Here is a 22,787-nt window from a genome sequence, read left to right as displayed (position 1 = left end):
ATTCTTTATTAGCTGTCTTTGGACTGGCGGGTAACCAGATTAGGTTGATGTACGGTAAGTTGTGGGAATGGAATACTCCAACCTTGCTCGTTGCACACTGTAACGCAAGCTTGTTGGAGGTGGCGTCGAATACGGTTATAGTGACTTGCCGCTTCGGGTTTGAGTTCGAGAAACACGAGGTAATTCAGTGACGAGTCACCGGCTGAATGAAAGTCAGCATTGATCGCCACAACATCGTCGGCATAGGGTTGTTCTTGGATACAGTTTTCTAGCCCAGCTTTGAACAACTGACTGATCTCTTGGTGCGGTGTGGTTTGGAGTTCATAGTCTACGCCGAAAACCGTGGACACACGGAACCCATCGGGTGTCGATAGGTTTCGATACCCAGCGGCAAAGTAGTCTGCGGTCGGAATCAGATGCGTCATGGATGCGACATCGCGTACTTTCACCGTTTCGATAGACTGCTCCAAGACTTCCAGTGGTTGACCATCGTCGTCCAGAACCCAGTCGCCCGTGCGACTCGGAAACCAAGTGTTATCACCGCGAAGTGGGCGTGAATTCATCTCATGCAGTTGATAAAGTGGCAAGCGCAGTGCGCCAGACAATTCCGGATTGGCAAGTCGAGTATGCATATTTATGTGGAGCACCTGAAACGGAACGCCATTCACCATAATGCGCTCCCGCTCACGGACGCTGCCGATGTTCAGCAATAAGCGGCTTTCAGCGATGTACCTCGGGAGCAGGTTTTTGAGTGCTAACGCTGCCCCGATAAAAACCACCACCATAATTGCAAGCAATAAAAGATCTTGACGGAAATACAGCACCATCATGGCACCAATGGCGATTAGGATGATGGTGAAAATCTTATAGCCGTAGGCAGCAACACGATAATGCGTTTTAACCTCTTGTTCATCGTTATTGGCTGAACGTCTGCGAACTAACCACAGCAAAGCGCGTGTGAAACCCCAGATACATAATGACACGAGAACTACGAGTAATAATGTCAGCCCGCGACCGTGTATGAACTCCTTGGTGGAGCTTGCCATAACATGAAACCACGCGACATCCTTGCCTTCGAGATTATGCAGTTGATACTCCGCCAGTTGTACGGCGCGTTGAAGATCCGCGCGACGGCTGGTCCACTGCTGTTCAATGCTGGTCAAGTCGGCAATTACGCTTTTGTCTTTTGCTGCTTCTTGTAGTTTATCAATCGACGCGAGTGCTTCATCGGAAGCGGCAATCGCAGCCTGTTTCTCTCCAATAATGCGTCTTAGATTCTCTATTTTGCGCGGCTTTTCAGTCAGATCTTTGACATTTTCAAGCAGCGGTTTAACGATAGTGACCAATTCCTCACGCCAGTCAAACTGTGATTCCTCAACCCCGAATACGGACAAATCAACCCCGCCAATCGCTATTTGTTCGAAGGTTTCGCGTAGTAGTGTGATTTCCGAATTGAGTTCATCCAAGGCACGAGTAAGCTCGGGTGGAACGTTCTCGCCAGCCTTGCTAATCTTGGCACGTAACTTTTCTCGCTCGGCTTTCTTAACGTCCAGAGATATCTGAATGTCACGTAGTTGTTCGATGGCTTCGGCATTGACTTTGGCAGCGACCTGTTCTTTAGCCCGCTCCTTGGTAAGTGCCTCGACCGGCGCTAACTCAGTTGAGTCGGCAACGTCAGCTTGAGCAGGCGCTGTACTAGCCACGCACAATGTTGTGAGCAGGGTAAAAAGAGCGAGTGTAAACCGAGTGTGTGTGGTCATACGTGCTACCGTAGTTAAGCTGAATAGTTTACGTCGGGGTACGCAAACACGTACCCCAAGAATGTGTGCGATCGCGCCTGAAATCCGAATGAGTCCACACGCTAACAATCATGGTCCTCTGGTCAAAAAGCACGATCCTAGTGATTCGCCGGGTGTGCCGGGTCAAAGCGCTCAATTAACAGGTGGCCATACTTCAGTGCGAAATGATAGTTATAACGACTTACGACACGCATTGCACGTTTGGTTTCTTCATCCGACGGTGCATAGATAACCAAAAACGTGGCACCACGGTCCGCATGGTCGCGGAACTCATCGGTTTTACGTAATTCAGAGCCAAGCAGTGCGATCGCATGTTGATCCTCACGCATTTCGTCTAGTAGCTGCGTAAATTCCACACTGCGCATCAACGTCACTTCGTCTGGTTGGTAACCGCCTGCTTCTAAGTCCGTTCTTGCTCTGGCAGCGCTATCGGCGTCATTGAATACGGCGACGACATTCCCAACGGGTTTGAACGCGCCAAAGGATGTTTGTGGGTCTTCTAAATCAAATTTGCTCATGATTCTCCTGTGTTTTATTAAACGTTAAATGGCCAGCGTCAGCTGAGCATCGTCTTGCAGGGGATCAAGCAAATTCAGTGCCAGTGTTGCAGGCTGGCAGGCAATATGTCTTTATACTTGTATAGTTATCAATAACTTAGGCAGCTATTTCTGAGTTGCTCTATGGGTGCATGGTGGGCAGAATAGAATATATCAAAGCTTGGTCGGTTGTTTTCCCCCGCCCATTGGTGGCATTACCCCAATGCATTGCGGATGCCTGAATCAAGCTGATTCAGCGCCAACTTCCAACTCGTATTTTTGGATGCGATAGCGCAGCGTCTCGCGCGTTGCGCCAATCAACTGAGCTGCTTTGGTGATGTTATTTTGTGTTATCTGCAATGCCTTCTCGATAATTTGCCTGTCCATTTCTTCTAACGTCATACTGCCATCCAATTTGAATGTGAGTACGTCGTTTTGCACGACATTAAGCGAAGCAACGTTGTCAATTTGCAATTCAGGGTCGGTGCTTTCAGACGTCGCTTCTGGCTCATCAAGTTGATCTTCAAGCAACGTATTGTTGAGGTTTAGCCAGTTTGCGTTGAGCTCGCCGTCGCGTGATAGCAGCACAGATCGCTCGATCGCATTGCGTAATTCACGCACATTGCCCGGCCAGTTATAAGCAAGCAGTTCGCTCCACGCTTCATCGGGTATCGAGGTGACTTTCTTGCCTGATTTTGCGCTGTACTCGGATACCAGCATCGGTACTAACTCGGTCAGGTCGGATTTGTAATCACGGAGTGGTGGAACTTCAATTTCAAATACATTGAGACGATGGTAGAGATCTTCTCGAAACTCGCCATCAACCACCATCTGCTGTAAGTCTTGATTGCTGGCGGCAAATATTTGTACGTCTACTGAAATTTCGTGTTCACCGCCAACACGCCGAAAAGACTGCTCTTCGATGGCTTTGAGCAGCTTAGCTTGCACTTCGAGTGGCATCTCGCCGATCTCATCTAAAAACAAGGTGCCATTATTGGCTTGCTCAAGCAGACCCCGATGACGCCCTTTAGCGCCGGTGAATGAACCTGCCTCATGCCCGAATAGTTGCGATTCGACTAACTCCTGAGGAATGGCCGCACAGTTCATCTCAATAAAGGCGAAGTCTTGACGCAGACCATTGCTGTGCAGAATTCCGGCTGAGTGGCCCTTACCCGAACCGGTTTCACCGTGAATCATAAGCGTACTCATGGGCACTTGGCTAAGTTCTTCAAGTACGCGACGGTGTTCCTTGATCACGTCGCTTTGCCCAACGATGGATTCAAAGCTCGATTTTTTGTGTGATGAGGCTGAGTACTCGGCGAGGCGACGGCGGACTCGGGTGGAGCGCATCGCCTTTTGAACAGTGACTGTGATGCGTTTCACCGAGTATGGCGCGCGCAGTGAGCGAAAACTCAGTTCATCCACACGATCCGCTAAGTCTTCGGCTAATTCGCGATCCAAGAACACCCATTCGTGGATTCCGAGAGTGTCCTCGATCTCTTCGAGTTGTTGGATCTGAGTTTCATTCAGATCGTCCACATCGACCAGAATTGCATCCGGTTGGTAGCCGTGGTCGTCAATGAGCTGCAACGCTTCGGCAACAGAAGCGGCATGTCGAACTTTAAATGCTTGATCTTCAAGGTAGGGTAGCAACTCTTTATTGTCTGAGTGCTGATCTTGAATAAAGAGAAGAGTACTAGCCATGGTGATCGTCAATTGTAGGATTCTCGTCGATTCTAACACCGAAATTTAGCAAGTCGTCTTAAAAACACGACTTTTACCGGCGGACTCAGAGTCGATATTAAATGTAGAGTTAGATGTCGGCGTTATTCGCGGCGTTGTCGTTTGCCTTGGGCTCGGACGACTTACCGTTCTTTTTGGGTTTGGCGCTTAAGTAAAATAACTTGTAGCCGCTCTCAACGAAGGGCTTGCCTTCGGTTGTGCTGAAAGTGATATCGCCATTGGGTTTTATGGCGAAAAGTAACACGGCGTTGCCATTATCCTTGAGCCAGTCAGCATAACGATATTCGTCGCTCAGATCGGTCACGCGGATTTCTTCACCGGCGTTAATCCGTGCTTTAAGTTTGTTGTAGGCCATGGCTTCATCGAACAGAATGCGACCGCTGTTTTGCGCACTCGCGATGTGTCGCTTGAAACGTTCTGTAGACTGATTTGGCGGCAGTAGGAACACATTGCGTCCGCCAAATTCTTCACGGAAGCCGCTCGCTTGCGTGACGTTGTATTCGAAGTGGTTTGACAGGCCTAACATATACCCGTAAGTCGATGTGTTCAGGTGCATCAAACCGTGATCTGAAATGGGATTGCCATAGTACGTTTTAATGCCATCGATGCGTGCGGCCCGCAGTGAATCCCAGTTTGAGTCACAAATAATGGTCTCCACGTCAGCTTTCGCAAACGCCTTGGCCAAGGCGATAGAAAACGGATTGGCGCCAACGATTAATACACCATGGGTTTTGGGCAGCGCAACCTTAAGCAGGCGTGCCATCGGGCGTGCAGTGAGACTTTGAAATACCACGGTGCCAATAATGATCGAGAAAGCGAGCGGCACCATTTTCTCTGCGCCTTCCAGTCCGAGCTCTTCCAGTCGCAATGCAAATACGGCGGACACCGCTGCTGCCACGATCCCGCGTGGACCAATCCACGAGACCATGGCTTTTTCGCGCCAGTTGAAATCTGAGCGTAAAAACGACAAAGCGACCTTCGCTGGTCGAGCAATGAATTGCATAACCAGCAATAAGAGCAGTGCGCCCCAACCGAGTGACAGGAATGCATCTACGTCGAGTCTCGCGGCTAAAACAATAAATAAGGCCGACACGAACACCACTGTGAGGTCTTCTTTAAAATCAAGAATGGAGTGAATATGAACACCGCGCATATTCGCCAATAACATGCCCATCACCGTGACGGCAAGTAAGCCGGATTCATGCATCAGCGTGTCCGAGGCAGCGAAAACCAGGCACACCAATGCCAGAGCAGCAAAGTTGTGCAGTTTTTCTGGCACAATGTGGTTGCGCAGTAACAAACCAAAAATGTAGCCAGCCAATAAACCGGTGGCCAAACCAACCAGCACAGTGCCGCCGAAAACATAAAATATTTCTCGAAACTCAGCCGCTGATTGCTGCACGATAATCCACTCGAAAACCAGCACCGCAATCAATGCTCCGATAGGGTCGATCACAATGCCTTCCCAGCGCAGCACATCGGCGATTTTGGGTTGCGGACGAACAGTTCGCAACATTGGCATTATCACCGTAGGCCCCGTGACCACCATGATGGCGCCAAACAACGCTGAAAGTGACCAGCTCAAGCCCAATAGATAGTGTGTGGCAGTCGCCATGATCACAGAATTAACTAACACGCCGACCGTCACCATGCGTCTGACTGGACGTCCTATTTCCTTTAACTCACTGCGTTTGAGCGTCAGCGCACCTTCAAACAGAATGACCGCGACTGACAGCGAGATAAATGGGAACAGCAGTTCACCAAATAAGGTGTTGGGGTCTAAAATAGAAAACACCGGACCCATTAGGATCCCGGTGATTAACAGGAACAGGATCGCTGGCAGTTTGACTTTGTGAGAAAGCCATTGACAAAGAAAGCCGACGAAGCCGATAAGGCCAAGCAGTAGCAAAGACGACATGATTGATCTCTGAAAACGAAGTTAGTATTCCATGTTGCGCATCTAGCCGCGCTGCACACTAACACAGATTCTGACACAATAACCCAAAGTTACCCGTACCCTGGATGCTAGATAATGTCATTGTTTGAAATTGATCATACCCTGTTTTTCTCTAATTTGTTGCAATTAGTGATTGCTTTCGTGCTACCGCTAATGACCGCTTGGGAGCGTGAGTCGGAATCCCATTCAGCTGGATTGAGGACATTTCCATTGGTGTCCATGGCGGCTTGCAGCTTTACCATTCTTGGAGTGACGATGTTTGATGATCCCGGGGCGCAGGGGCGCATTATTGGCGGTGTGGTGACCGGCATCGGATTTATCGGTGGCGGCGCCATTTTAAAACAGAAGGACTCGGTATTCGGAACCTCAACCGCCGCTGCGATCTGGTCTACCGGTGCCGTGGGGATTGCTGTGGGCCTAGGTCGGTTAGAGATTGCGTTGGCCCTGAGTGTAATGACTTTTATCTGTTTTAAGGTCGTTGGTCGGGTAAAAAAAGAGGTCGAGCAAAATACCGGCACGGATCACGATGAATAGTGTTTTCGAGCGTTGACAAGTTGCCGGTATTTTATGAGAATGAGAATCATTATCATTTGAGCGTCGAGGAAGGTCTTATCATGGCTTCCAACCATAGGCATGCTGAGTCTGGCAGGCAAGCAAGAGAATTGGTGTTCAACACCGGCTCGGGTTGTTGGGTTGTGCCGTGCCAGCGTGAACTGGTGAAAATCCTGATCCGGCATGAATCGGTCTGTGCCAGATCATTGTGCTTCGAGTCCCCGCAAGCTTGTCGCGATTTACTTCGTTCGTTATTTTTGCTCGCCTTGGAAGATGAGGTGCAGACAGAACAGCCGTCCAGTTTGGCCCAGTTCGCGCGCGACGCCTTGCGGTTTCACAACGCGAGTCTGTCAATGTGATCAGTCGGCCCGGTCGGCAGCGACACGCGCCAGATAATCGTCACGAACCTTGTTCATCACGTCTGCATCGTAAGGGCGTAAGCCGCTTAAGAGCAATGCCTTGGACCCGGCGCCAATCACTTTGTCTTTATCTTTGAATTCAAATTCTAGCGTAGCGCGACCACGCTTACCCTCAATATCGAGTTGTGAGTTGGTGAGTTCAAGTGTAAGCGTTTGGAAATTCGTGTGCGCGAGCTCGAACGCCATACGCTCATAAATCACCAGTGGACGTTTGGGGTTTACCATCACGTTATGCTGTTGGATTAGTGGCAGTAAAATGTGCGGAAAATTATGCCCCGAAAACGCGACATACTCTTGCACAATGGCTTCAATTTTATCGGTATCGCGAATTACATCGCCGCCAGCTTGCATGGCCATCACCGGCTTATTTCGATCGTTGACAATGTCGACTGCCCCACCATCATCACCCAACACAGGAAACGTCAGCACCGAGTCGCCAGCGATCAATTCCAGAAACTGAAATTGCATCGACTGTCGAGCGCCGTATCGAGATAAAGCCAGTGCGAATAATAAGTCTCCCGGCACACAGAACCGACTGGATTCAGGGTCGTGTATGGGGTTGTAATCACCGGCGACTTGTTTCGCAAACTGACTGCCTTGTGTCGCGCTGATTTGAACACGATGGTCGTCGACTGGTGTGTTGTATGGTTGCAGTAACTTCATGGTTGGTTGGGTTCTAAATTCGGTCGGCTGTGTATTTGCCGTATGTTGGATAGGGGCGACTCTACCCGAAAATGGCTTTCAAAATAAAGAAAAAGATGATGGCAAAACCGGCGCCTGCCGGCAATGTCACGACCCATGACATGAAAATACTGCCAACCACCTTAAGGTTAAGCGCACCGATGCCCCGTGCGAGCCCTACCCCAAGTACGGCACCGACTAATGTGTGTGTGGTGGAAATAGGCAGGCCCCAAGTAGAAGCAAAGACCACCGTAGTTGCTGCACCTAACTCAGCAGCGAAACCGCGACTTGGCGTCAATTCGGTAATTTTGCGACCAATGGTGGCCATCACGCGAAATCCATACGTTGCCAGGCCGACCACAATACCGACTCCACCGAGGATTAGAATCCAGCTTGGCAGAGCGGATTTTTTGACAATCTCTCCGCCTGATTCGATTACGCTGGCTATGGCTGCTAAAGGTCCAACCGCGTTAGCGACGTCGTTCGAACCGTGGGCGAAGGCCATTGCAGCAGCAGTGAAAATCATCAAAATCGCAAATAGGTTTTCGACGTTCGCATAACGGTTCTGGTTGCCTTCAGGTTGTTTTTCGCTGACACGGCGTAACAGTAACGCGCCGAATATCGCGACCAGAATACCGACCGCGGTCGCCAGTGGCATACTGTTTAGAAATTTGCTTTCGAAGCCAAAGTCGAGATTCAAGCTGGTATTTTTCAAACCCTTTAACAGGGTCACCATCGCGATCATAAAGCCGACAAAAAAGATATAAATCGGGACGTACCGACGGGCGTTTTGAAACGGATTCTCTGTGTCCAGAACCAAGCGTTGAACGCTGGTAAATAGTGCATAGGAGATCGTACCGGCTAGTAGCGGCGAGATCACCCAACTGGCTACGATGGTGCCGATTTTGCCCCAATTTACGGCATCGACGGAGATGCCAACGGCGGCAAAGCCGACCAGAGCACCAATAATAGAATGCGTGGTCGAGACTGGCCAACCTTTGATGCTGGCAATCAATAACCAGCAACCGGCAGCCAGCAGTGCAGCCATCATTCCGAACACCAACAGCTCCGGCTGATTAGTTATTAGATCCGGATCAAGAATGCCTTTGCGGATGGTCGACGTTACTTCGCCACCGGCAAAATACGCGCCAGCAAACTCGAAAATGATGGCAATGAAAATGGCTTGTTTGACTGTGAGCGCGCGCGAGCCAACCGATGTCCCCATAGCGTTGGCGACATCGTTGGCGCCAATACCCCAGGCCATGAAGAAAGCAAAGATGCAGCCGATAATAAGTAACAGGTGGCCATGCTGAGCAAGTATTTCCATTCAGTCTTTCCCCAATTTAGTGGCTTGTGAGGTGTTGTGCACGCGAAAGAGCACTCAGCGCGCGATCAATAATTGCAGCTTACCGCCAGCACTTTGTGCCGCGTCAGCCAAGGCTCCGATCCCCTCAATGACCTTGTAAAGAAAGACGACATTGACGGGTGATAACGAATCTTCAATTTGGAACAGTTCACTGCGAACCTGAATCTGCAATTCATCGTTCTCATGTTCTAGCCGGTTCAGTTCTTCGATCAGTTTTTCAACCACCTCGAGTACGCGACCCTTAAAACCGAGTTCCAGCAATTCGTCCATCTCGTTCACCGCTTTGACTGCCTGTGCCGAAGTCTCGATGGCGATTTCGACAAATTTGCGCATCGACTCGCTGATTTCTAATGGAATCTGCATCTGACGCCCAACCATAATGCCGGCGATGTCTTTGGTGTGGTTGGCTATTTTGTCTTGTTTGCTGACCATCAATAATAGATCGCCACGATCAACGGGCATCATCAGGCTGCTGGGCAAGTTGGCGCGCAGTTTGGTTTTAGCCTCGTCCGCTTTGTGTTCAAGATCGGATATTTGTTTATACAAAGCATTGGCCGAGTCCCAGTCATTTTTTATCGCGGCTTCAACGAATGGCTGCAGCAACACGGCACATTGGTGCGCGTGACCGATATGCTCTTGAATGGGCCGAATCGGAGATTGACCAAAGAGATTAGTAAACGGACTGCCGACCATGAGTGTTACCTCTAACGTGTTGCTTTAAGTTTAAACTTCATCATCTAGATAAAATTCGACTTCACCGGTTTCGATTGAGTATTCCGCACCAACGATTTTCAACTTGTTGTTGCGAACAAGTTGGCGTAATTGTCTGGAGCGAAGTTTTAAGCCGTTGACCGACTGTTCGACATTGGCGCGCATGGCTCGATGAATCAGCTCCGCGTGGCCACAGTCTTTATGCGCGTTGACGACCGGTAGAACCGCTGGTGTGACACGATCTACAATAGAAGCGATATTGGGTGAAATCGCATCGTGGTCTTCAGTCAGTGCCTGTACCGTCGCATTAATTGCGCCACAATGAGAGTGCCCAAGTACCACCACCAGCTGCACATTAAATTGCTGGCAGGCGAACTCGATACTGCCGATTTGCGACGGTGCAACGATATTACCTGCCACGCGAATCACGAATAAGTCGCCCAAACCACAGTTAAACACCAACTCCGCTGGAACCCGCGAGTCCGAGCATCCCAGAATGATCGCAAAGGGCTTTTGCCCTTCCTGGATGGAGGTGCGTTTGAGCGTGGTGGTGATTTCGGCCACGTCGGTACCCGCGGTGGCGGCCACGAATTGTTTATTCCCTTCGATAAGTTTTTGTAGTGCGAGTTCTGAATCAATCATCTTAGTTTAGCAGTCTGGCTTCTTTGTAATAACGAACTGCACCAGGGTGCAGAGGGATGGAAATCCCGGCGTTGGATAGTTCTTCTTTATCCAATTCCGATAGCGATGGATGCAGGGATTTAAAGTCACGAAAGTTCTCCACCACTTCTTTCACCACATGATAGATCGCTTTGGGTGAGGTGGATTCGAGTGCCACAAAGGTTGCACCGAGCCCAAATGAGCGCGTGTCTTGCGGTGCGTCTAAGTATCGGCCTTTGGGGATCAATCCGGTACGGTAGTATGGGTGCTTATTTATCACCGCCGACACCGCGTCGTCGGTAATCGAGACCATGCGCAATTTACACTGCGCATCGAGCGTTGCCAAGTGGTCTGTCAAACTGCTGGACAGCAACAACGCGGAATCGATCTTGCCCGCACATAACTGACTTAATTGCCGGGTGTCGCTCATGGGGACTACCGCACTAAAGCTGTCCTGATTCCAGCCTTTGACGGTTAGGTAGTCGTTCATGATGCGGTGCTGTAGTGAACGCGTGTAACCGAAGCTGACAGTCCGCTGTTGTAAATCGTTGATTTGTTGAATATCACTGTCTTCTCTAACCAGCAGAATTACCGGGTCGGCTTCCAGTGCAAATACCGCTCTTAAGTCTTGGTTGGGGCCGGTTTTTTCGAAGGTGCTGGTGCCGTGATAGGCATGAAATTGCCAATCGGATTGCGCAAAAACCAAATCAAAATTTCCCGCGCGCAACTCATGCAGATTGTAGATAGATCCTCCTGTACTCTCCAGCGAGCAACGTATGCGGTGGCGTTCTTTATGCCGATTAAGCAGCCGACAGATTACGCCTCCGATTGGAAAGTAAACGCCCTGCACACTGCCGGTACCTATGAATAAATGCGTCAGTGAACGGTCCGGTGCAGCCAGCAGAGAGGTGGCTTGTTCATTGGTCGGCTCGGCGGTTTCAGTCACCTGGTCGCAAGCCAATAAGCTGGCAATGAGTAATAGAATGGTTGCCGATTTGGCAGAGTTGGGCATGGCTAGGCCGCTCGTCAACGAGAGTTATCGTAACAAGGTACTATAGCCAACTTCGCAGTCCAACTCTAGGGAGCCGCCGATTAAATGAGGTCGGTGTTGTACCTCGTGGTGAAGAATCGTTTATTCGCAGGGATGGACGTTAATAATCGCTGTGGCGTATCATGTGCGGCATGAGATTTTCCACCCAAGAATTAGTGTCTGAGTTTCAGCACATTGTGTTAGCCAGCGCCGGTGAGCACGGCTATTTTGAGCGTACTGACAGCCCGGATACTGCTGGGCCCACCAGCTTGATCTTTTTACAGAAGGCCGAAGACCTGCCCGATCAAGTGGCGGTCGTGGTGACTTCAGAACGCGTTGCGCTGCAGGTAGCGCCTGTGACGCGTGCCCTGGTAGTGAGTGTCGACGATGTGCGTCTGGCGCAGGCGTTGATGAAACGCAGGTTCGACCCGTATTTAAGCGCTGACACCGAATGGGAGGCCATTCACCCGAGCGCCGTTATCCATGCCAGCGCCAAGGTCGCGTCAGGCTGTCGAATCGGTCCTAACGCGGTGATTGGTGCAGACTGTGAATTAGATGAAAACGTGATCATTCGCGCGAATGCGGTTATTGAGCATGATGTGCGCATTGGACGAGATAGCGTCGTACACACCGGCGTCAACATCGGCTACAAGTCACAGATCGGTGAGCGCGTGAATATTCAAGCCGGCGCGATAATCGGCGGTGAAGGCTATGGTTTTGTGCCGAATAAAGAAGGCAGTTATCAGCCAGTACCTCATACCGGATACGTTAGGTTACATGACGATGTGCACGTTGGTTCCAATACTTGTATCGATCGCGGCACGTATGGCGTCACTGAAATTGGCGCTGGGGTTAAAATCGACAATTTGGTGCATGTGGCGCATAACGTGCAGGTTGGGGAGAACACGTTGTTAACTGCGCAGACGGGTGTGGCCGGTTCCAGTCGTATTGGTCGCCATGTCATTACGTCGGGCCAGGTCGGTATTCTCGACCATAAAACCGTACCTGACCACACTATTCTATTACACCGTGCCGGTGTCACTGAAGACATACCAACTGGCGGCAAATATGCTGGCACACCGGCACAGCCGCTCAAGGAGTATGTGCGTACTATCACTCTCGCCAAAAAGGTCGCGAAATTGGAGCAGAAATTACGGAAACTGCAGGCGCAGCTGGATGCCCCGGACTGATGGCTGAACGTAACACTGAGTTAAAATTTATTCTCGTTCCGTATTTGATCAAGCTGGTCATGACCTTGATCACTTGGACCTGTCGCGTTCGTTGGCACAATAAGGCGGTGCTGGATCAACTGACTGAACAGCAGCAGGCTTGGATTCTAAGTATGTGGCACAACTGTTCAACTTTTGCGCCCTGGGCAATGCGTAACCGTGGCTTGACCTGCATGGTGAGCGCCAGTCGAGATGGTGAGTACGTGGCCCGGCTTGGCGCTTTATTTGGGCACGACACGGTGCGTGGTTCAAGTTCCAAAGGGTCCTCTGGGGCAACTCGAGCCGTGTTAAAGCTCTTGCGTCGTGGCAAGGCGGTGGCACTGACCCCAGATGGTCCGCGTGGTCCCAAGTATCAGGTGCAGCAGGGTGTGCTGTGGCTGGCAACGGCGGGCAATGCGCCGATTGTGCCGTTTCACATCGAAGCCAGTCGCCAATGGGTGCTAAATAGCTGGGACAATCACCGGTTTCCAAAGCCTTTTTCAACCATTCATATTGGCATGGGTGATCCGGTTTTGGTGAGCCGTGACGAGTTTAAGCAAGACCCAGAGGCCACGGCAGAGAAAGTACGGGTCGCCATGATGCGAAACGTTGATGCTCTGAAGCAGGCTGCGGCACAGTAGGGTATGGCGATACGTATTCTATTTATTTGTACCCATAATCGCTGTCGCAGTATTCTCGCTGAGGCCATTGCCAACCAGCGCAGTGGTGGTCGATTGCTTGCTGCCAGCGCCGGCAGTGCGCCACAAGGCGAGGTTCACCCGTTATCGCTGGCATTCCTGGCGCAGCATGGCTTAACAACCACGGGGCTAAGCAGTCAATCCTGGCATGAGTTTGAGGATTTTAAGCCGCATGCCATTTTAACTTTGTGTGATTCAGCAGCAAAGGAGTCTTGTCCGGTATGGTTTGGTGAGTCTACTCAGGTGCATTGGGGTATCCCCGATCCGTCCAAACAGATTGAGCCAGCCGCTCAAAAAAATGCGTTTAATCACACCATTGATGTTCTGGCTCGGCGGATTCAGGCTTTGAGTGCGTTTGATGTCGCTGAAAATAGTGCCGCGTTAAAGCAGCGATTGCTGGCGATTGCCGCGCAGCATCCCGCTTAACCGGCTGAACTCTTGACCGAGTAAACCATCGGCCGCACGCCCGCCCGCTGCAGCTGGTTTTTAGCCGTTTTGGCCTTTCGGCGGTCAGGGTACGGGCCAAGCCGCACGCGATAGAAGGTGCCGGTTTCGGGTGATGTGCGGACCTGCGTAATAGACTTAAACCCTTTGAGTGCCAAGCGCGCACGAAGCTTTTCAGCGTCGGCCTGGTGTCGAAATGACGCAGCCTGCACGTAATAGATCAAATCAGAGTCCGTGCGTGATGGTGCGGCTTCGGGTAGATCGTCTGGCATGACTTGTTCGATGTCTGGTAACACGGAGTAGAAGTCGAACTCTTTCTCGGTGCTCTCTTTCTCAACCAGTTCGGCGATGGCTTCGTCGTCGTCAACCGGATCGGCGTCGAAATTGTTCACCAGCGCACGTAAACCCGAACCTAGCCCCGAATCGTTATTCTGCGCGCCAGACAGTAGTTTTCCTAAGATGACCCCTGTCACCAATACCACCACCAGCAATCCCCACGGGATATTACGTGGTTTGGATTTGCGTCGGGTGGACTTGGCAGGTTTCTTTTTAATACGTCGTGCTTGAGGCATGGCAAGCGGGAACCCAGTTAAAATTACATTGAGTCGGGAGCACCAACACCAAGCACGCTCAATCCGTTGCGCAAAACCTGTCGTGTTGCTGCACACAAAGTGAGCATAGCTTGCCGCGCTTCTGGCTCCGCATCAAGGATCTTGCTGGCATTGTAATATGCGTGAAATGCCGTAGCGACGTCGCGTAGGTAGTAGCTGATTTGATGTGGCTCATAACTCGCCGCAGCGCTTTGAATCATCTCTGGAAAGCGTGCCAGCAAAGTCAACAAGGCAATCTCATGCTCGCCGTCCAACCGTGCTAGCTGATCGTTATTTGCGGCCTGAAACTGAATGTCGCGCTCGGCTGCGGTATCGAAAATTCGGCAGATCCGAGCATGCGCATATTGCACGTAATACATTGGGTTTTCGTTGCTGTGCGATTTTGCAAGGTCAAGGTCAAAATCCATATGCTGCTCTGACTTGCGCTGCGCATAAAAGAAACGTGCAGCGTCAGACCCAATTTCATCACGTAAATCGCGCAGTGTGACGAATTCCCCCTTACGCGTCGACATCGGTACTTTTTCGCCGTTGCGCCACAGTACGGCGAACTGCACTAACAGCACTTTGAGTTTTTCTGGCTCTAAGCCGAGTGCTTGCAAGGCGGCGACCACGCGGGGAATGTAGCCGTGATGGTCCGAGCCCCAAACGTTGATCGCCAAGTCGAAGCCGCGCTCTAACTTGTCTGCGTGGTAGGCAATGTCCGAAGCAAAATAGGTTGGCTGCCCGTTCTCGCGTACCACCACGCGATCTTTCTCGTCGCCATAGGCTGTGGTTTTGAACCACAGCGCACCGCCCTTTTCATAAATATCACCGGAGGCCTGTAGCTTTTTGATCACCGCATCGACTTTGCCACTGGTGTACAGTGAACGCTCTGAGAACCACGTGTCGTAGTGCACACCAAACTCGCCCAAATCCTGGCGAATGTCGTTTAGAATTGATTCCAGAGCCAGCTCAAAAAACACGCCAAAGCCAGTTTCGCCTAGCCTGTTCTTGGCGAGCGCAATCACCGCATCCAGGGCGGCCTCCAGTTCTAATTCAGCGCGGGTTGCGATTATGTCCTCGGCGCTAACGACGTAAGCATCACCGTGCTCTGCCGCCAACTGGTTCCCCATATCGGTCACGTAATCGCCTTGATACGCGTTCTCTGGCAGGGTTGCGTCGATCCCGTTGGCCTGTAAGTAACGGATCCACACACTTACGGCCAGTATGTCCATTTGGCGTCCGGCGTCGTTTACGTAATATTCGCGTGCCACGGTGTGTCCGGCAGCACTCAAAACGCGGGCAAGTGCGTCACCGTACGCGGCGCCGCGACCATGACCGACATGCAATGGGCCAGTCGGATTGGCCGACACGAACTCAACCATTACTTTCTGGCCAGATCCAGGCCGGGCTAAACCGTACTGGTCGCCCGCTGCCAGTACATCGTTTAGTACAGCATACCGGGCGCTGGTATCCAGAAACACATTGATAAATCCTGGGCCGGCAATGTCGACTTTAGTGATCAGATCATCCGCCGGTAGCGCAGCCACGACGAGTTCGGCCAGTTCGCGCGGGTTGCGACGTGCGGGCTTGGCTAGGGTCATGGCGACATTGGTGGCAAAATCGCCGTGTTCACGCTGCCGAGTCCGCTCGAACATCAAATTAACTTGGTGGTCCGCGGGGATGACTTGGTCTGCTTTGAGCTGGTCAATAGCGTGACTGAACAGCGTATGTAATTGGTCTTTCAAGGGCGTTTCTCAGTTGGCAAGGTAGCCTAAAATTTCAGGCAGCGATTTTAACCCGTTGCGCGTGGATAAGACAGACTTCAAACCCGGTTTTACGCGCGGCGTTTGTGTTGCCACCAGAACGCTAACCCTTGTGCATTCAAGCCGGCATCCAGCTTTAGCCAGTGGCGTGCGGTTGATTCCCCAACCTCGGGAACCTCGTTCAAACAGCGACGTACCAAGTAATCCAGTAAGCGGTCGCTGAGGTCAGCTTCGAAATTGTCACCGGCTTCTGCCGCTTGTTGTGTCAGCATAACGTAGTCGTCGATTTGTTCATGCAGCCCGGCAATGTGCGCGGGTGTTGGTTGCAAGGCGCCGTAGTGCGTCAAATACAAGGTTTCTGGCTGATAGGCCATGACTTTATCGATGGATGCATGCAATGCTTCAGGATTGAATTGTACCGGTGTGGTGGTTGGCATCATAAATGCCTTACCATTTGTTCGCAGCGCAGGGTATGCGATGCCCAGAGTGTCGCCAGTGAATATGCTGTTGCTGTTGTGATCCACAATGCAATGATGATGACTGGCGTGGCCTGGGGTATCCAGAAAGGTCAATTTGCGACCATTAAAATCGTGTGATTCTCCATCTTCTGGTTGCCACATGCGGTTCGCATCAATCGGGATGATTTCGCCGTACAGCTTGGCGAACTCAGCTTCACCGTACACGGCAGTTGCACCAGCGATCAGTTTGCCGGGGTCGGCCATATGGCGGGCACCGCGAGGATGAACCACCAGTGTGGCGTTGGCACAGCGCTGCATCAAAGCGCCGGCGCCGCCGGCGTGATCTAGGTGAATATGCGTCAAAATAATTAAATCGACATGTTCAAATGTCAGCCCTTGTGTTTGTAAAGCTGTCTCAACTTGAGGTACCGAAAACACGGTGCCGGTATCAATGATGGCGATGCGGTTATCAGATCGCAATAGGTGAATCGAAGCCAGCTCAGGTTCGTAATAAAGCGCATCGAGTGTGACAATCTCGGCGTGCGGTTGATGTTTAGACATGTTGGTTCGCTCGATAAAAATGGAATTGTGGAAAGAAAGGTGTAAGCATCCGCCGGGCTTGCGGTTCTTATGAAGTGTAACATTTGATAAGTAACTACAATTAGGAGTGTGCTCACTATGCAAGCCAAACGTAACAAAATCACCACGGCAGGTTTCAATGCCGCAATCGCCAGCTCGATTCTTTCTGCAGCGTTAATGACTGCTGCGCCGCTAGCTCAGGCTGGATCGTCGACAGAGCGTTGTGCTGACGTGGTTAAAGGTGGTAAAAATGACTGTGCGATCAAAGCATTGGGCACCTCTTGTCAGGGTTCGGCACCACACGACAATACGCGCGGTGCTTGGATCAAAGTGCCCGCGGGAACCTGCGGCAATATCGTTGCGATCTGCGCCGGCGACGCAAACGCACCGATTGGCACCGATGAGAAACGCCTGGCCAAATCCTGTAAGCGTATTGCCGAGCAGGAAGATGCATCGATCGTTGGTGGTCGACTGGTCGACAAATTCGGTGAATCGATTTAACCGCGGATTGCGGTGCTTGATGCTCACAGAGGCTATGGCACACTAACGTTCCCGTGGTTCAAATGCTGCCGGTATTTGCCGTGCAGTAGATCCGTGGCTTAGTTAGCAAAACTACCTACAAACCCCAAACCGAGATAAGGAGCAATATTATGAATAGAAATACAAAATCAACCGCGCTGGCAGCATCAGTACTGGCTGTCGCACTGAGTGCTAACGCCAATTTGGCGCACGCAGGCAAAGACGGCTACGAAAAATGTCAAGGTGTCGCCAAGGCCGGTATGAATGATTGTGGCGCGAACGGCCACGGTTGTGCTGGTATGGCCAAAACCGATGGCGATGCGAATGAGTGGATTTACTTGCCCAAAGGCACCTGCGAGAAAATTGTTGGCGGTGTGGTGAAAGCGCCTAAGAAAAAAGCTGACGCCAAAGCGGACTCTTAGTTTTTGTGAAGTCGGGTTTAGGCATCCGCGCGCCGCTGTTTCAGGCAGTGGTGGAAACTAAACCCGACCTTGGGTTTTTTGAAGCCCATTCAGAGAATTATTTTGGCTCTTCCCCAGCGCGTGACGCACTCGTGCAGCTGCGCCAGGATTACCCAATTTCCTTGCACGGGGTTGGGTTGTCACTTGGCCGCGCAGATGAGTTAGATCGGGCTCACCTGCGAGCACTAAAAGGCCTAGCCGATGATGTTGATCCGTTGTTGGTCTCAGAACATCTGGCTTGGAGTGCCTACGCGCATCGTCATGTTCCGGATTTACTGCCTCTGCCATTGACCGAATCATCTTTGGGGATAATGTGCGAGCATATTGATCAAATGCAGTCGGTGCTTGGTCGACAGGTGCTGATTGAAAATCCATCTAACTACCTGTTGTTTGATTATCTGCAAATCCCAGAAGCTGAGTTTTTAAACGAGTTGGCGTCGCGTACGGGTTGCGGCTTGCTGGTAGACGTGAACAATGTTTACGTCTCAGCAACCAATATGCAACGCGACCCCAAGGCGTATCTGGCGACATTGAACCCGGACTGCGTGCAGCAGTATCATCTGGCGGGCCATACCGTGGTTACCCGTGATACGGGCGACGGGTCGGAAACCATGTTGATTGATACCCATGATCACACCATTACGGACGATGTTTGGGCTCTGTATCGGTACAGTCTGACGGTTCTGGGACACAAGCCAACCTTGATCGAATGGGACTCGGCGCTGCCGCCGTTGGGGCAATTGTGTGCGGAGTGCGATAAAGCGGATGCAGTACAACGATCGGTTGCTACGGTAACGCAACGTCCTAATGTTAATTCCGCGCCAGTCGCCTCGTCACCGGTGTCGCTGGGTGCGCACCAAACTCAATTCCTTGACGCCTTATTGGGTGGCGATCGGGGCGCACCGGGTGTCGATCTGAGCCACCAACATCGGGTGACTATCTATCGAAACAATGTGCAGGCAGCCGTACACGACTATCTGGCAGAGGTTTTCCCAGCAACCTTGGGCGTGGTCGGAGAAGGATTCTTTCGGACTCTGGTGCAGGCAACCATCGTGTTGTCGCCGCCCGCAAACGGTGACATTCATCGTTACGGCTCAGCACTGGGCGACTTGGACATTGAGGGTATGGCATCGATGCCATATCTGCGTGACTTGATTGCCTATGAATGGGCGCTGCATCGTGCTTACTTTGCATCCATAGACAACACTCTGAATGCCCATGCGATGCCTCAGGACGAGGTTTTGACTATACCGGTTAAGCTAAATGCCAGTGTCCACTTGATCGAATCAGCGTTTCCGATCTTCGAGATTCGTCGTCAGTCGCTGCCTGACTACGCTGATCCTGTGTCGATTCATTTAGGCCAGAGTCAGGATACGGTGCTCGTTTACAAGTGCCGGGGTCAGGTCGTGGATCGGTGCCTTGAGGATCACGAGACACTGTTTTTCAAGCAGCTGAAAAAATCCACCCATTTGCTGCAAGCTATTGAGGCGCTGCACGGGTCTATAGAAGAACACACGTTGGCCACAGTTCTGGGGTTCTGTTTCGACCAGGATTTGTTGGTTAACGGCTAACACGTCCGCTCAGCAGGCAGCTGGGTGCGGGCACCACCTTCGAGGCGCTATGTTTCTTCTATTTTCCAAATTCAATGCATTTTGTACTCACGCATTAGGCCCCCTAATTAATCTCATTGCACGGATCTATATTGGCTGGGTATTCTTTCGTTCCGGGCTGGTAAAGATTGATGACTTTGAGAGTACGGTCGAGTTTTTTGCGGATGACTGGGCGATTCCCTTCTTGGCTCCGATGCCGGCGGCGATCTTGGCAACTGCGGGAGAGCTTATATTGCCGGTCATGCTGGTTTTGGGCTTGGGCGCGAGGATCAGCGCGCTGGGTTTGTTGATCATGACGGCCATGATTCAGTTTTTGGTGTTGCCGGACCACCTGCACTATTGGTGGATGCTGGTGCTTGGTTTTTTGTTAAGCGAAGGCGGTTCGCGTTGTTCGCTGGATTACTGGCTATTTCGTCAAACCAATTTAGATAGTCCGCGCTACGCAGTTTAGATCGGATTTGCTATTCTTGCCGCATGCAAAATGCGGCAAACTACGTGGGACGATACGCGCCCTCTCCAACGGGTGATCTCCATCTGGGTAATGTACAAACAGCGTTGTTGGCATGGTTACATGCGCGCTTGCATCAGGGCACCTTTTTGTTGCGAATGGAGGATCTCGATACGCCTCGAACGGTACCGGGGAGTGATATGTCCATACTGCATGACCTGGAGTGGTTGGGCCTAGATTGGGATGGTCAGGTGGTCTACCAATCGGCGCGGACAGCGCACTACCAGCATGCGCTGGATTGGTTATCCGAACAAGGGTTAACCTACGCGTGTTATTGTTCGCGCAAAGATATTCTTTCTGCAGCCAGTGCACCGCATCGACATGTTGGAGTCTACCCCGGAACCTGTCGTGGCCTGAACGCCGAGCAACAAGCGGCCAAAGCCAGACACAAGTCGCCCGCGATTAGGGTGCGGGTTCCCGTGACGCTCGCAGATTGCTGCGGCGATTTTGTCGTGCGTCGTGCTGATGGGTTGTTTGCTTATCAGTTGGCCGTCGTGGTCGATGATCTGGCCCAAGAGGTAACCAACGTTGTTCGGGGAGCAGACCTTGCTGACAGCACGGATCGTCAACGCTATCTCGCATCGTTGCTTGCACCGCAACACGTCGCATTGCAGTACCATCATGCCCCTTTGCTGAAGGATGCCAGTGGGCATCGAATGGCCAAGCGTGATGGCTCACACTCGCTACGACAGGTCCGCGAACAAGGGCAGAGCCCGGAATCCGTGATTGGTGCATTGGTTCACGCGCTCGGTTTAACGTCGGTATCTGCGCCTATCTCAGCAGCGGAGTTGCTCGCTGAGCTGACTTTGCCGCAGCTCAACGTGGTATTGGCATGAACGTTGAGTTGGCAACTGCGCTGCTCGAGCAGGGCTTGGGTCAAACTGTGGTCGCCATCAGTCCAGTGATGGGTGGTGACTCACATCACGCTTTTTCGGTGACCGTGGGCGAAGGGGAGCAGTTGTTTGCCAAATGTAATGTTGGGGTCGGTGCAGCAGCGTTGGAAACCGAGTTCGCATCCCTGCAAGCTTTGCATGCACTAGGTGCGCATTGGTATCCTCGACCGATCACGGTGCAGCGGGATGGTGACTTCGTTGTGTTGTGTCTTGAGTACCTCGATTTACATCGACCTGAAAACGACCAGAATGCCGCGCAGATGGGTCAGTTGCTGGCACTACAGCATCAGATCACATCCGCCAACTATGGTTGGCCTACAGACAATCATATTGGGCGAACGCCGCAGACTAATACCGAGCATGCAGATTGGGTGACATTTTACCGCGAACGTCGGTTGGCACCGCAGTTGACGATGGCGGTGCGACGGGGGTTGGCTCGCGAGGTAGAGGTTCAAGTTCGCGATTTAATGAGCCAGCTGGCGTGCCTGATTGAGGTGGATGTTGCGCGTCCGGCGTTGTTGCATGGTGATCTGTGGGCCGGGAATGCGTCCATTACGCGCCAAGGTAAGCCAATATTCTATGACCCAGCGCCCTATTTTGGCGACCCGATGGCGGATATCGCCATGACTCGACTTTTTGGTGGTTTTCCGCACGCATTCTATTCGGCTTATCATGAGCTTATGCCGCGCCGCCACAATTTCACCAAGCATTGCAAAATTTATGATTTATATCATGCACTTAACCATTTCAATCTTTTTGGCAGTGGCTATTTGCCAATGATTATCAGGTGTCTTAATTAAGACACAAGCTTGAATGCCGCATAAAATATAGGTGTTTTATTATTTCAGGACCTTGACAGCCCTGTAAGTGAGGCGTAATCTCGGTCAAGTGTAAGGTATTGTCACGAACCACCCAAACCACTCGTGATGGTGCTTATCTAGGGGGAAATTCGTCATACAAATAAGTTACTTTCTGCGTCCACCCAACCCGCGCCGAACGTTAGACTTTGACGACCTTGAAGGTACGTTTCATTGAAAAAATGATTAGGCTTTAGGAAACAACTCCAACCCGTGTTTCTTAAGTATCATCGGAACAGTACGCCCCTAACGCACAGCCCACTGGAGATCCCAACCCCTCCAGCGGGCTTTTTTAATGCCAGTCAAATTTCTTGTTTTCTTTCGTTAGTCCTTGCCCTCTAGAAAATCGGCTCGACTGCGTAATGTTTTACGCTTGCGAATTTCAGCAAACGGGTCGTTTTCATCTGATTCCTTATCAACATCGATCACGCTCGGGTTGGTAGAGACTTTATGCTTGGATTTTTTACTGGATTTTGACTTCTTGTCGCGCCCCCGAAACGCATGGTAGGCGAAATACATGCCGACACCGAGTGCATACGCCAGCCACTTGGCAATGAAGCTCAATCCGGTGCCGGTGGTGTCTTTTTGCATTTCAGTATGCGTCAGGAAATCCGCATGAATATTGCTCACCAGGAAGATATAAATGAACAACAAGAGTGTGGAGACGATAACTTGTTTGTATTGTTTCCAAATAACCGTAACGAAGGCCAGTCGAAAAAACTGTTTAAACATGAGCGCGTAC

Annotated in this window: 24 protein-coding genes; 11 read left to right on the top strand and 13 right to left on the bottom strand. The window is 51.3% G+C overall.

Translation table 11 applies throughout. The annotated features are described in order from the left end of the window. Nucleotides 1–8: 8 nt before the first annotated feature. The 4 genes from IE055_RS11950 to IE055_RS11935 all read right to left on the bottom strand — a co-directional run bounded on the left by IE055_RS11950 (nucleotide 9) and on the right by IE055_RS11935 (nucleotide 5,996). Nucleotides 9–1,760, bottom strand: coding sequence for a mechanosensitive ion channel domain-containing protein (locus IE055_RS11950; protein WP_189401372.1), 1,752 nt, complete (start codon nucleotides 1,758–1,760; stop codon nucleotides 9–11). A gap of 137 nt (nucleotides 1,761–1,897) precedes the next feature. Then, nucleotides 1,898–2,317, bottom strand: a complete 420-nt coding sequence (locus IE055_RS11945; protein ID WP_189401369.1) for a hypothetical protein — start codon at nucleotides 2,315–2,317, stop codon at nucleotides 1,898–1,900. A gap of 261 nt (nucleotides 2,318–2,578) precedes the next feature. Beyond that, a complete protein-coding gene (locus tag IE055_RS11940; RefSeq protein ID WP_189401367.1) occupies nucleotides 2,579–4,039 on the bottom strand; it encodes a sigma-54-dependent transcriptional regulator in 1,461 nt (486 codons plus the stop codon). Between the two features lie 109 nt (nucleotides 4,040–4,148). Continuing rightward, the gene (locus IE055_RS11935; protein WP_189401364.1) at nucleotides 4,149–5,996 is read right to left on the bottom strand and encodes a cation:proton antiporter; all 1,848 of its coding nucleotides are present in this window, start codon (nucleotides 5,994–5,996) and stop codon (nucleotides 4,149–4,151) included. Nucleotides 5,997–6,110: 114 nt separating this feature from the next. On the opposite strand from IE055_RS11935, the gene IE055_RS11930 reads away from it, so the two are divergent. Continuing rightward, nucleotides 6,111–6,569, top strand: a complete 459-nt coding sequence (locus tag IE055_RS11930) for an MgtC/SapB family protein (RefSeq protein ID WP_189401361.1) — start codon at nucleotides 6,111–6,113, stop codon at nucleotides 6,567–6,569. 80 nt (nucleotides 6,570–6,649) lie between these two features. Then, the gene (locus IE055_RS11925; protein ID WP_189401358.1) at nucleotides 6,650–6,946 is read left to right on the top strand and encodes a hypothetical protein; all 297 of its coding nucleotides are present in this window, start codon (nucleotides 6,650–6,652) and stop codon (nucleotides 6,944–6,946) included. Here IE055_RS11925 and IE055_RS11920 read toward each other — a convergent pair whose 3' ends face one another. The 5 genes from IE055_RS11920 to IE055_RS11900 form a co-directional block, all read right to left on the bottom strand. Then, nucleotides 6,947–7,669, bottom strand: coding sequence for a DUF3581 family protein (locus tag IE055_RS11920; protein ID WP_189401355.1), 723 nt, complete (start codon nucleotides 7,667–7,669; stop codon nucleotides 6,947–6,949). A gap of 61 nt (nucleotides 7,670–7,730) precedes the next feature. Beyond that, on the bottom strand, nucleotides 7,731–9,014 hold the full coding sequence (locus IE055_RS11915) for an inorganic phosphate transporter (protein ID WP_189401353.1): 1,284 nt from the start codon (nucleotides 9,012–9,014) through the stop codon (nucleotides 7,731–7,733). Nucleotides 9,015–9,068: 54 nt separating this feature from the next. After that, the gene (locus tag IE055_RS11910) at nucleotides 9,069–9,746 is read right to left on the bottom strand and encodes a TIGR00153 family protein (protein ID WP_189401350.1); all 678 of its coding nucleotides are present in this window, start codon (nucleotides 9,744–9,746) and stop codon (nucleotides 9,069–9,071) included. Between the two features lie 30 nt (nucleotides 9,747–9,776). Continuing rightward, entirely contained in the window at nucleotides 9,777–10,406 is a 630-nt protein-coding gene (locus IE055_RS11905) for a carbonic anhydrase (protein ID WP_189401347.1), read from the bottom strand. A 1-nt stretch (nucleotide 10,407) separates the two neighbouring features. Further along, nucleotides 10,408–11,436, bottom strand: coding sequence for a TAXI family TRAP transporter solute-binding subunit (locus IE055_RS11900; protein ID WP_189401344.1), 1,029 nt, complete (start codon nucleotides 11,434–11,436; stop codon nucleotides 10,408–10,410). 170 nt (nucleotides 11,437–11,606) lie between these two features. On the opposite strand from IE055_RS11900, the gene lpxD reads away from it, so the two are divergent. From lpxD to IE055_RS11885, 3 genes are read left to right on the top strand one after another with little or no spacing between them, the layout of a single operon-like run. Next, nucleotides 11,607–12,644 (top strand): UDP-3-O-(3-hydroxymyristoyl)glucosamine N-acyltransferase, encoded by a 1,038-nt coding sequence (lpxD, locus tag IE055_RS11895; RefSeq protein WP_189401341.1) that lies wholly within the window; start codon nucleotides 11,607–11,609, stop codon nucleotides 12,642–12,644. Further along, nucleotides 12,644–13,303: a lysophospholipid acyltransferase family protein gene (locus IE055_RS11890; protein ID WP_189401338.1), complete on the top strand. Its 660-nt coding sequence runs from the start codon at nucleotides 12,644–12,646 to the stop codon at nucleotides 13,301–13,303. Before lpxD ends, IE055_RS11890 begins: the two co-directional genes overlap by 1 nt. A 9-nt stretch (nucleotides 13,304–13,312) precedes the next feature. Next, nucleotides 13,313–13,786: an arsenate reductase ArsC gene (locus IE055_RS11885; protein ID WP_189401910.1), complete on the top strand. Its 474-nt coding sequence runs from the start codon at nucleotides 13,313–13,315 to the stop codon at nucleotides 13,784–13,786. On the opposite strand, the gene IE055_RS11880 is transcribed toward IE055_RS11885, so the two are convergent. The 3 genes from IE055_RS11880 to IE055_RS11870 form a co-directional block, all read right to left on the bottom strand. Beyond that, nucleotides 13,783–14,376 carry an SPOR domain-containing protein gene (locus tag IE055_RS11880; protein ID WP_189401335.1) on the bottom strand — a complete coding sequence of 198 codons (594 nt, stop codon included), beginning with the start codon at nucleotides 14,374–14,376 and terminating at the stop codon, nucleotides 13,783–13,785. The two genes, IE055_RS11885 and IE055_RS11880, sit on opposite strands and share 4 nt — an antisense overlap. 23 nt (nucleotides 14,377–14,399) lie before the next feature. After that, complete coding sequence (gene argS / locus IE055_RS11875; RefSeq protein WP_189401332.1) at nucleotides 14,400–16,142, bottom strand: arginine--tRNA ligase; 1,743 nt, start codon at nucleotides 16,140–16,142, stop codon at nucleotides 14,400–14,402. 89 nt (nucleotides 16,143–16,231) lie between these two features. Further along, a complete protein-coding gene (locus IE055_RS11870) occupies nucleotides 16,232–17,179 on the bottom strand; it encodes an MBL fold metallo-hydrolase (RefSeq protein ID WP_189401329.1) in 948 nt (315 codons plus the stop codon). 117 nt (nucleotides 17,180–17,296) lie between these two features. On the opposite strand from IE055_RS11870, the gene bufA1 reads away from it, so the two are divergent. The 6 genes from bufA1 to IE055_RS11840 all read left to right on the top strand — a co-directional run bounded on the left by bufA1 (nucleotide 17,297) and on the right by IE055_RS11840 (nucleotide 21,988). Next, the gene (gene bufA1, locus IE055_RS11865; protein ID WP_189401326.1) at nucleotides 17,297–17,698 is read left to right on the top strand and encodes a BufA1 family periplasmic bufferin-type metallophore; all 402 of its coding nucleotides are present in this window, start codon (nucleotides 17,297–17,299) and stop codon (nucleotides 17,696–17,698) included. A 149-nt stretch (nucleotides 17,699–17,847) separates the two neighbouring features. Then, entirely contained in the window at nucleotides 17,848–18,138 is a 291-nt protein-coding gene (locus tag IE055_RS11860) for a BufA1 family periplasmic bufferin-type metallophore (protein ID WP_189401323.1), read from the top strand. A gap of 5 nt (nucleotides 18,139–18,143) precedes the next feature. Further along, nucleotides 18,144–19,748: an MNIO family bufferin maturase gene (gene bufB, locus IE055_RS11855; RefSeq protein WP_189401320.1), complete on the top strand. Its 1,605-nt coding sequence runs from the start codon at nucleotides 18,144–18,146 to the stop codon at nucleotides 19,746–19,748. 49 nt (nucleotides 19,749–19,797) lie between these two features. Next, complete coding sequence (locus IE055_RS11850) at nucleotides 19,798–20,238, top strand: DoxX family protein (RefSeq protein WP_189401318.1); 441 nt, start codon at nucleotides 19,798–19,800, stop codon at nucleotides 20,236–20,238. Nucleotides 20,239–20,261: 23 nt separating this feature from the next. Continuing rightward, nucleotides 20,262–21,131, top strand: a complete 870-nt coding sequence (gene gluQRS / locus IE055_RS11845) for a tRNA glutamyl-Q(34) synthetase GluQRS (RefSeq protein WP_189401314.1) — start codon at nucleotides 20,262–20,264, stop codon at nucleotides 21,129–21,131. Beyond that, nucleotides 21,128–21,988 carry a fructosamine kinase family protein gene (locus IE055_RS11840; protein WP_189401311.1) on the top strand — a complete coding sequence of 287 codons (861 nt, stop codon included), beginning with the start codon at nucleotides 21,128–21,130 and terminating at the stop codon, nucleotides 21,986–21,988. The genes gluQRS and IE055_RS11840 overlap by 4 nt, the downstream gene beginning before the upstream one ends. Nucleotides 21,989–22,369: 381 nt before the next feature. Here IE055_RS11840 and IE055_RS11835 read toward each other — a convergent pair whose 3' ends face one another. Further along, nucleotides 22,370–22,777 (bottom strand): hypothetical protein, encoded by a 408-nt coding sequence (locus IE055_RS11835; protein ID WP_189401308.1) that lies wholly within the window; start codon nucleotides 22,775–22,777, stop codon nucleotides 22,370–22,372. Between the last annotated feature and the right edge of the window lie 10 nt (nucleotides 22,778–22,787).

This window comes from Arenicella chitinivorans (genome assembly GCF_014651515.1).
Taxonomy (GTDB): domain Bacteria; phylum Pseudomonadota; class Gammaproteobacteria; order Arenicellales; family Arenicellaceae; genus Arenicella; species Arenicella chitinivorans.
The sequence above is the reverse complement of the archived record's forward strand: the minus strand, read 5'-3'. Positions and strand labels throughout refer to the sequence as shown.

Bases quoted from the DNA above. Each gene is read 5' to 3' on its own strand.
- IE055_RS11950 (WP_189401372.1), bottom strand. From the start codon at position 1,760: ATGACCACACACACTCGGTTTACACTCGCTCTTTTTACCCTGCTCACA.
- IE055_RS11945 (WP_189401369.1), bottom strand. From the start codon at position 2,317: ATGAGCAAATTTGATTTAGAAGACCCACAAACATCCTTTGGCGCGTTC.
- IE055_RS11940 (WP_189401367.1), bottom strand. From the start codon at position 4,039: ATGGCTAGTACTCTTCTCTTTATTCAAGATCAGCACTCAGACAATAAA.
- IE055_RS11935 (WP_189401364.1), bottom strand. From the start codon at position 5,996: ATGTCGTCTTTGCTACTGCTTGGCCTTATCGGCTTCGTCGGCTTTCTT.
- IE055_RS11930 (WP_189401361.1), top strand. From the start codon at position 6,111: ATGTCATTGTTTGAAATTGATCATACCCTGTTTTTCTCTAATTTGTTG.
- IE055_RS11925 (WP_189401358.1), top strand. From the start codon at position 6,650: ATGGCTTCCAACCATAGGCATGCTGAGTCTGGCAGGCAAGCAAGAGAA.
- IE055_RS11920 (WP_189401355.1), bottom strand. From the start codon at position 7,669: ATGAAGTTACTGCAACCATACAACACACCAGTCGACGACCATCGTGTT.
- IE055_RS11915 (WP_189401353.1), bottom strand. From the start codon at position 9,014: ATGGAAATACTTGCTCAGCATGGCCACCTGTTACTTATTATCGGCTGC.
- IE055_RS11910 (WP_189401350.1), bottom strand. From the start codon at position 9,746: ATGGTCGGCAGTCCGTTTACTAATCTCTTTGGTCAATCTCCGATTCGG.
- IE055_RS11905 (WP_189401347.1), bottom strand. From the start codon at position 10,406: ATGATTGATTCAGAACTCGCACTACAAAAACTTATCGAAGGGAATAAA.
- IE055_RS11900 (WP_189401344.1), bottom strand. From the start codon at position 11,436: ATGCCCAACTCTGCCAAATCGGCAACCATTCTATTACTCATTGCCAGC.
- lpxD (WP_189401341.1), top strand. From the start codon at position 11,607: ATGAGATTTTCCACCCAAGAATTAGTGTCTGAGTTTCAGCACATTGTG.
- IE055_RS11890 (WP_189401338.1), top strand. From the start codon at position 12,644: ATGGCTGAACGTAACACTGAGTTAAAATTTATTCTCGTTCCGTATTTG.
- IE055_RS11880 (WP_189401335.1), bottom strand. From the start codon at position 14,376: ATGCCTCAAGCACGACGTATTAAAAAGAAACCTGCCAAGTCCACCCGA.
- IE055_RS11870 (WP_189401329.1), bottom strand. From the start codon at position 17,179: ATGTCTAAACATCAACCGCACGCCGAGATTGTCACACTCGATGCGCTT.
- bufA1 (WP_189401326.1), top strand. From the start codon at position 17,297: ATGCAAGCCAAACGTAACAAAATCACCACGGCAGGTTTCAATGCCGCA.
- IE055_RS11860 (WP_189401323.1), top strand. From the start codon at position 17,848: ATGAATAGAAATACAAAATCAACCGCGCTGGCAGCATCAGTACTGGCT.
- IE055_RS11850 (WP_189401318.1), top strand. From the start codon at position 19,798: ATGTTTCTTCTATTTTCCAAATTCAATGCATTTTGTACTCACGCATTA.
- gluQRS (WP_189401314.1), top strand. From the start codon at position 20,262: ATGCAAAATGCGGCAAACTACGTGGGACGATACGCGCCCTCTCCAACG.
- IE055_RS11840 (WP_189401311.1), top strand. From the start codon at position 21,128: ATGAACGTTGAGTTGGCAACTGCGCTGCTCGAGCAGGGCTTGGGTCAA.
- IE055_RS11835 (WP_189401308.1), bottom strand. From the start codon at position 22,777: ATGTTTAAACAGTTTTTTCGACTGGCCTTCGTTACGGTTATTTGGAAA.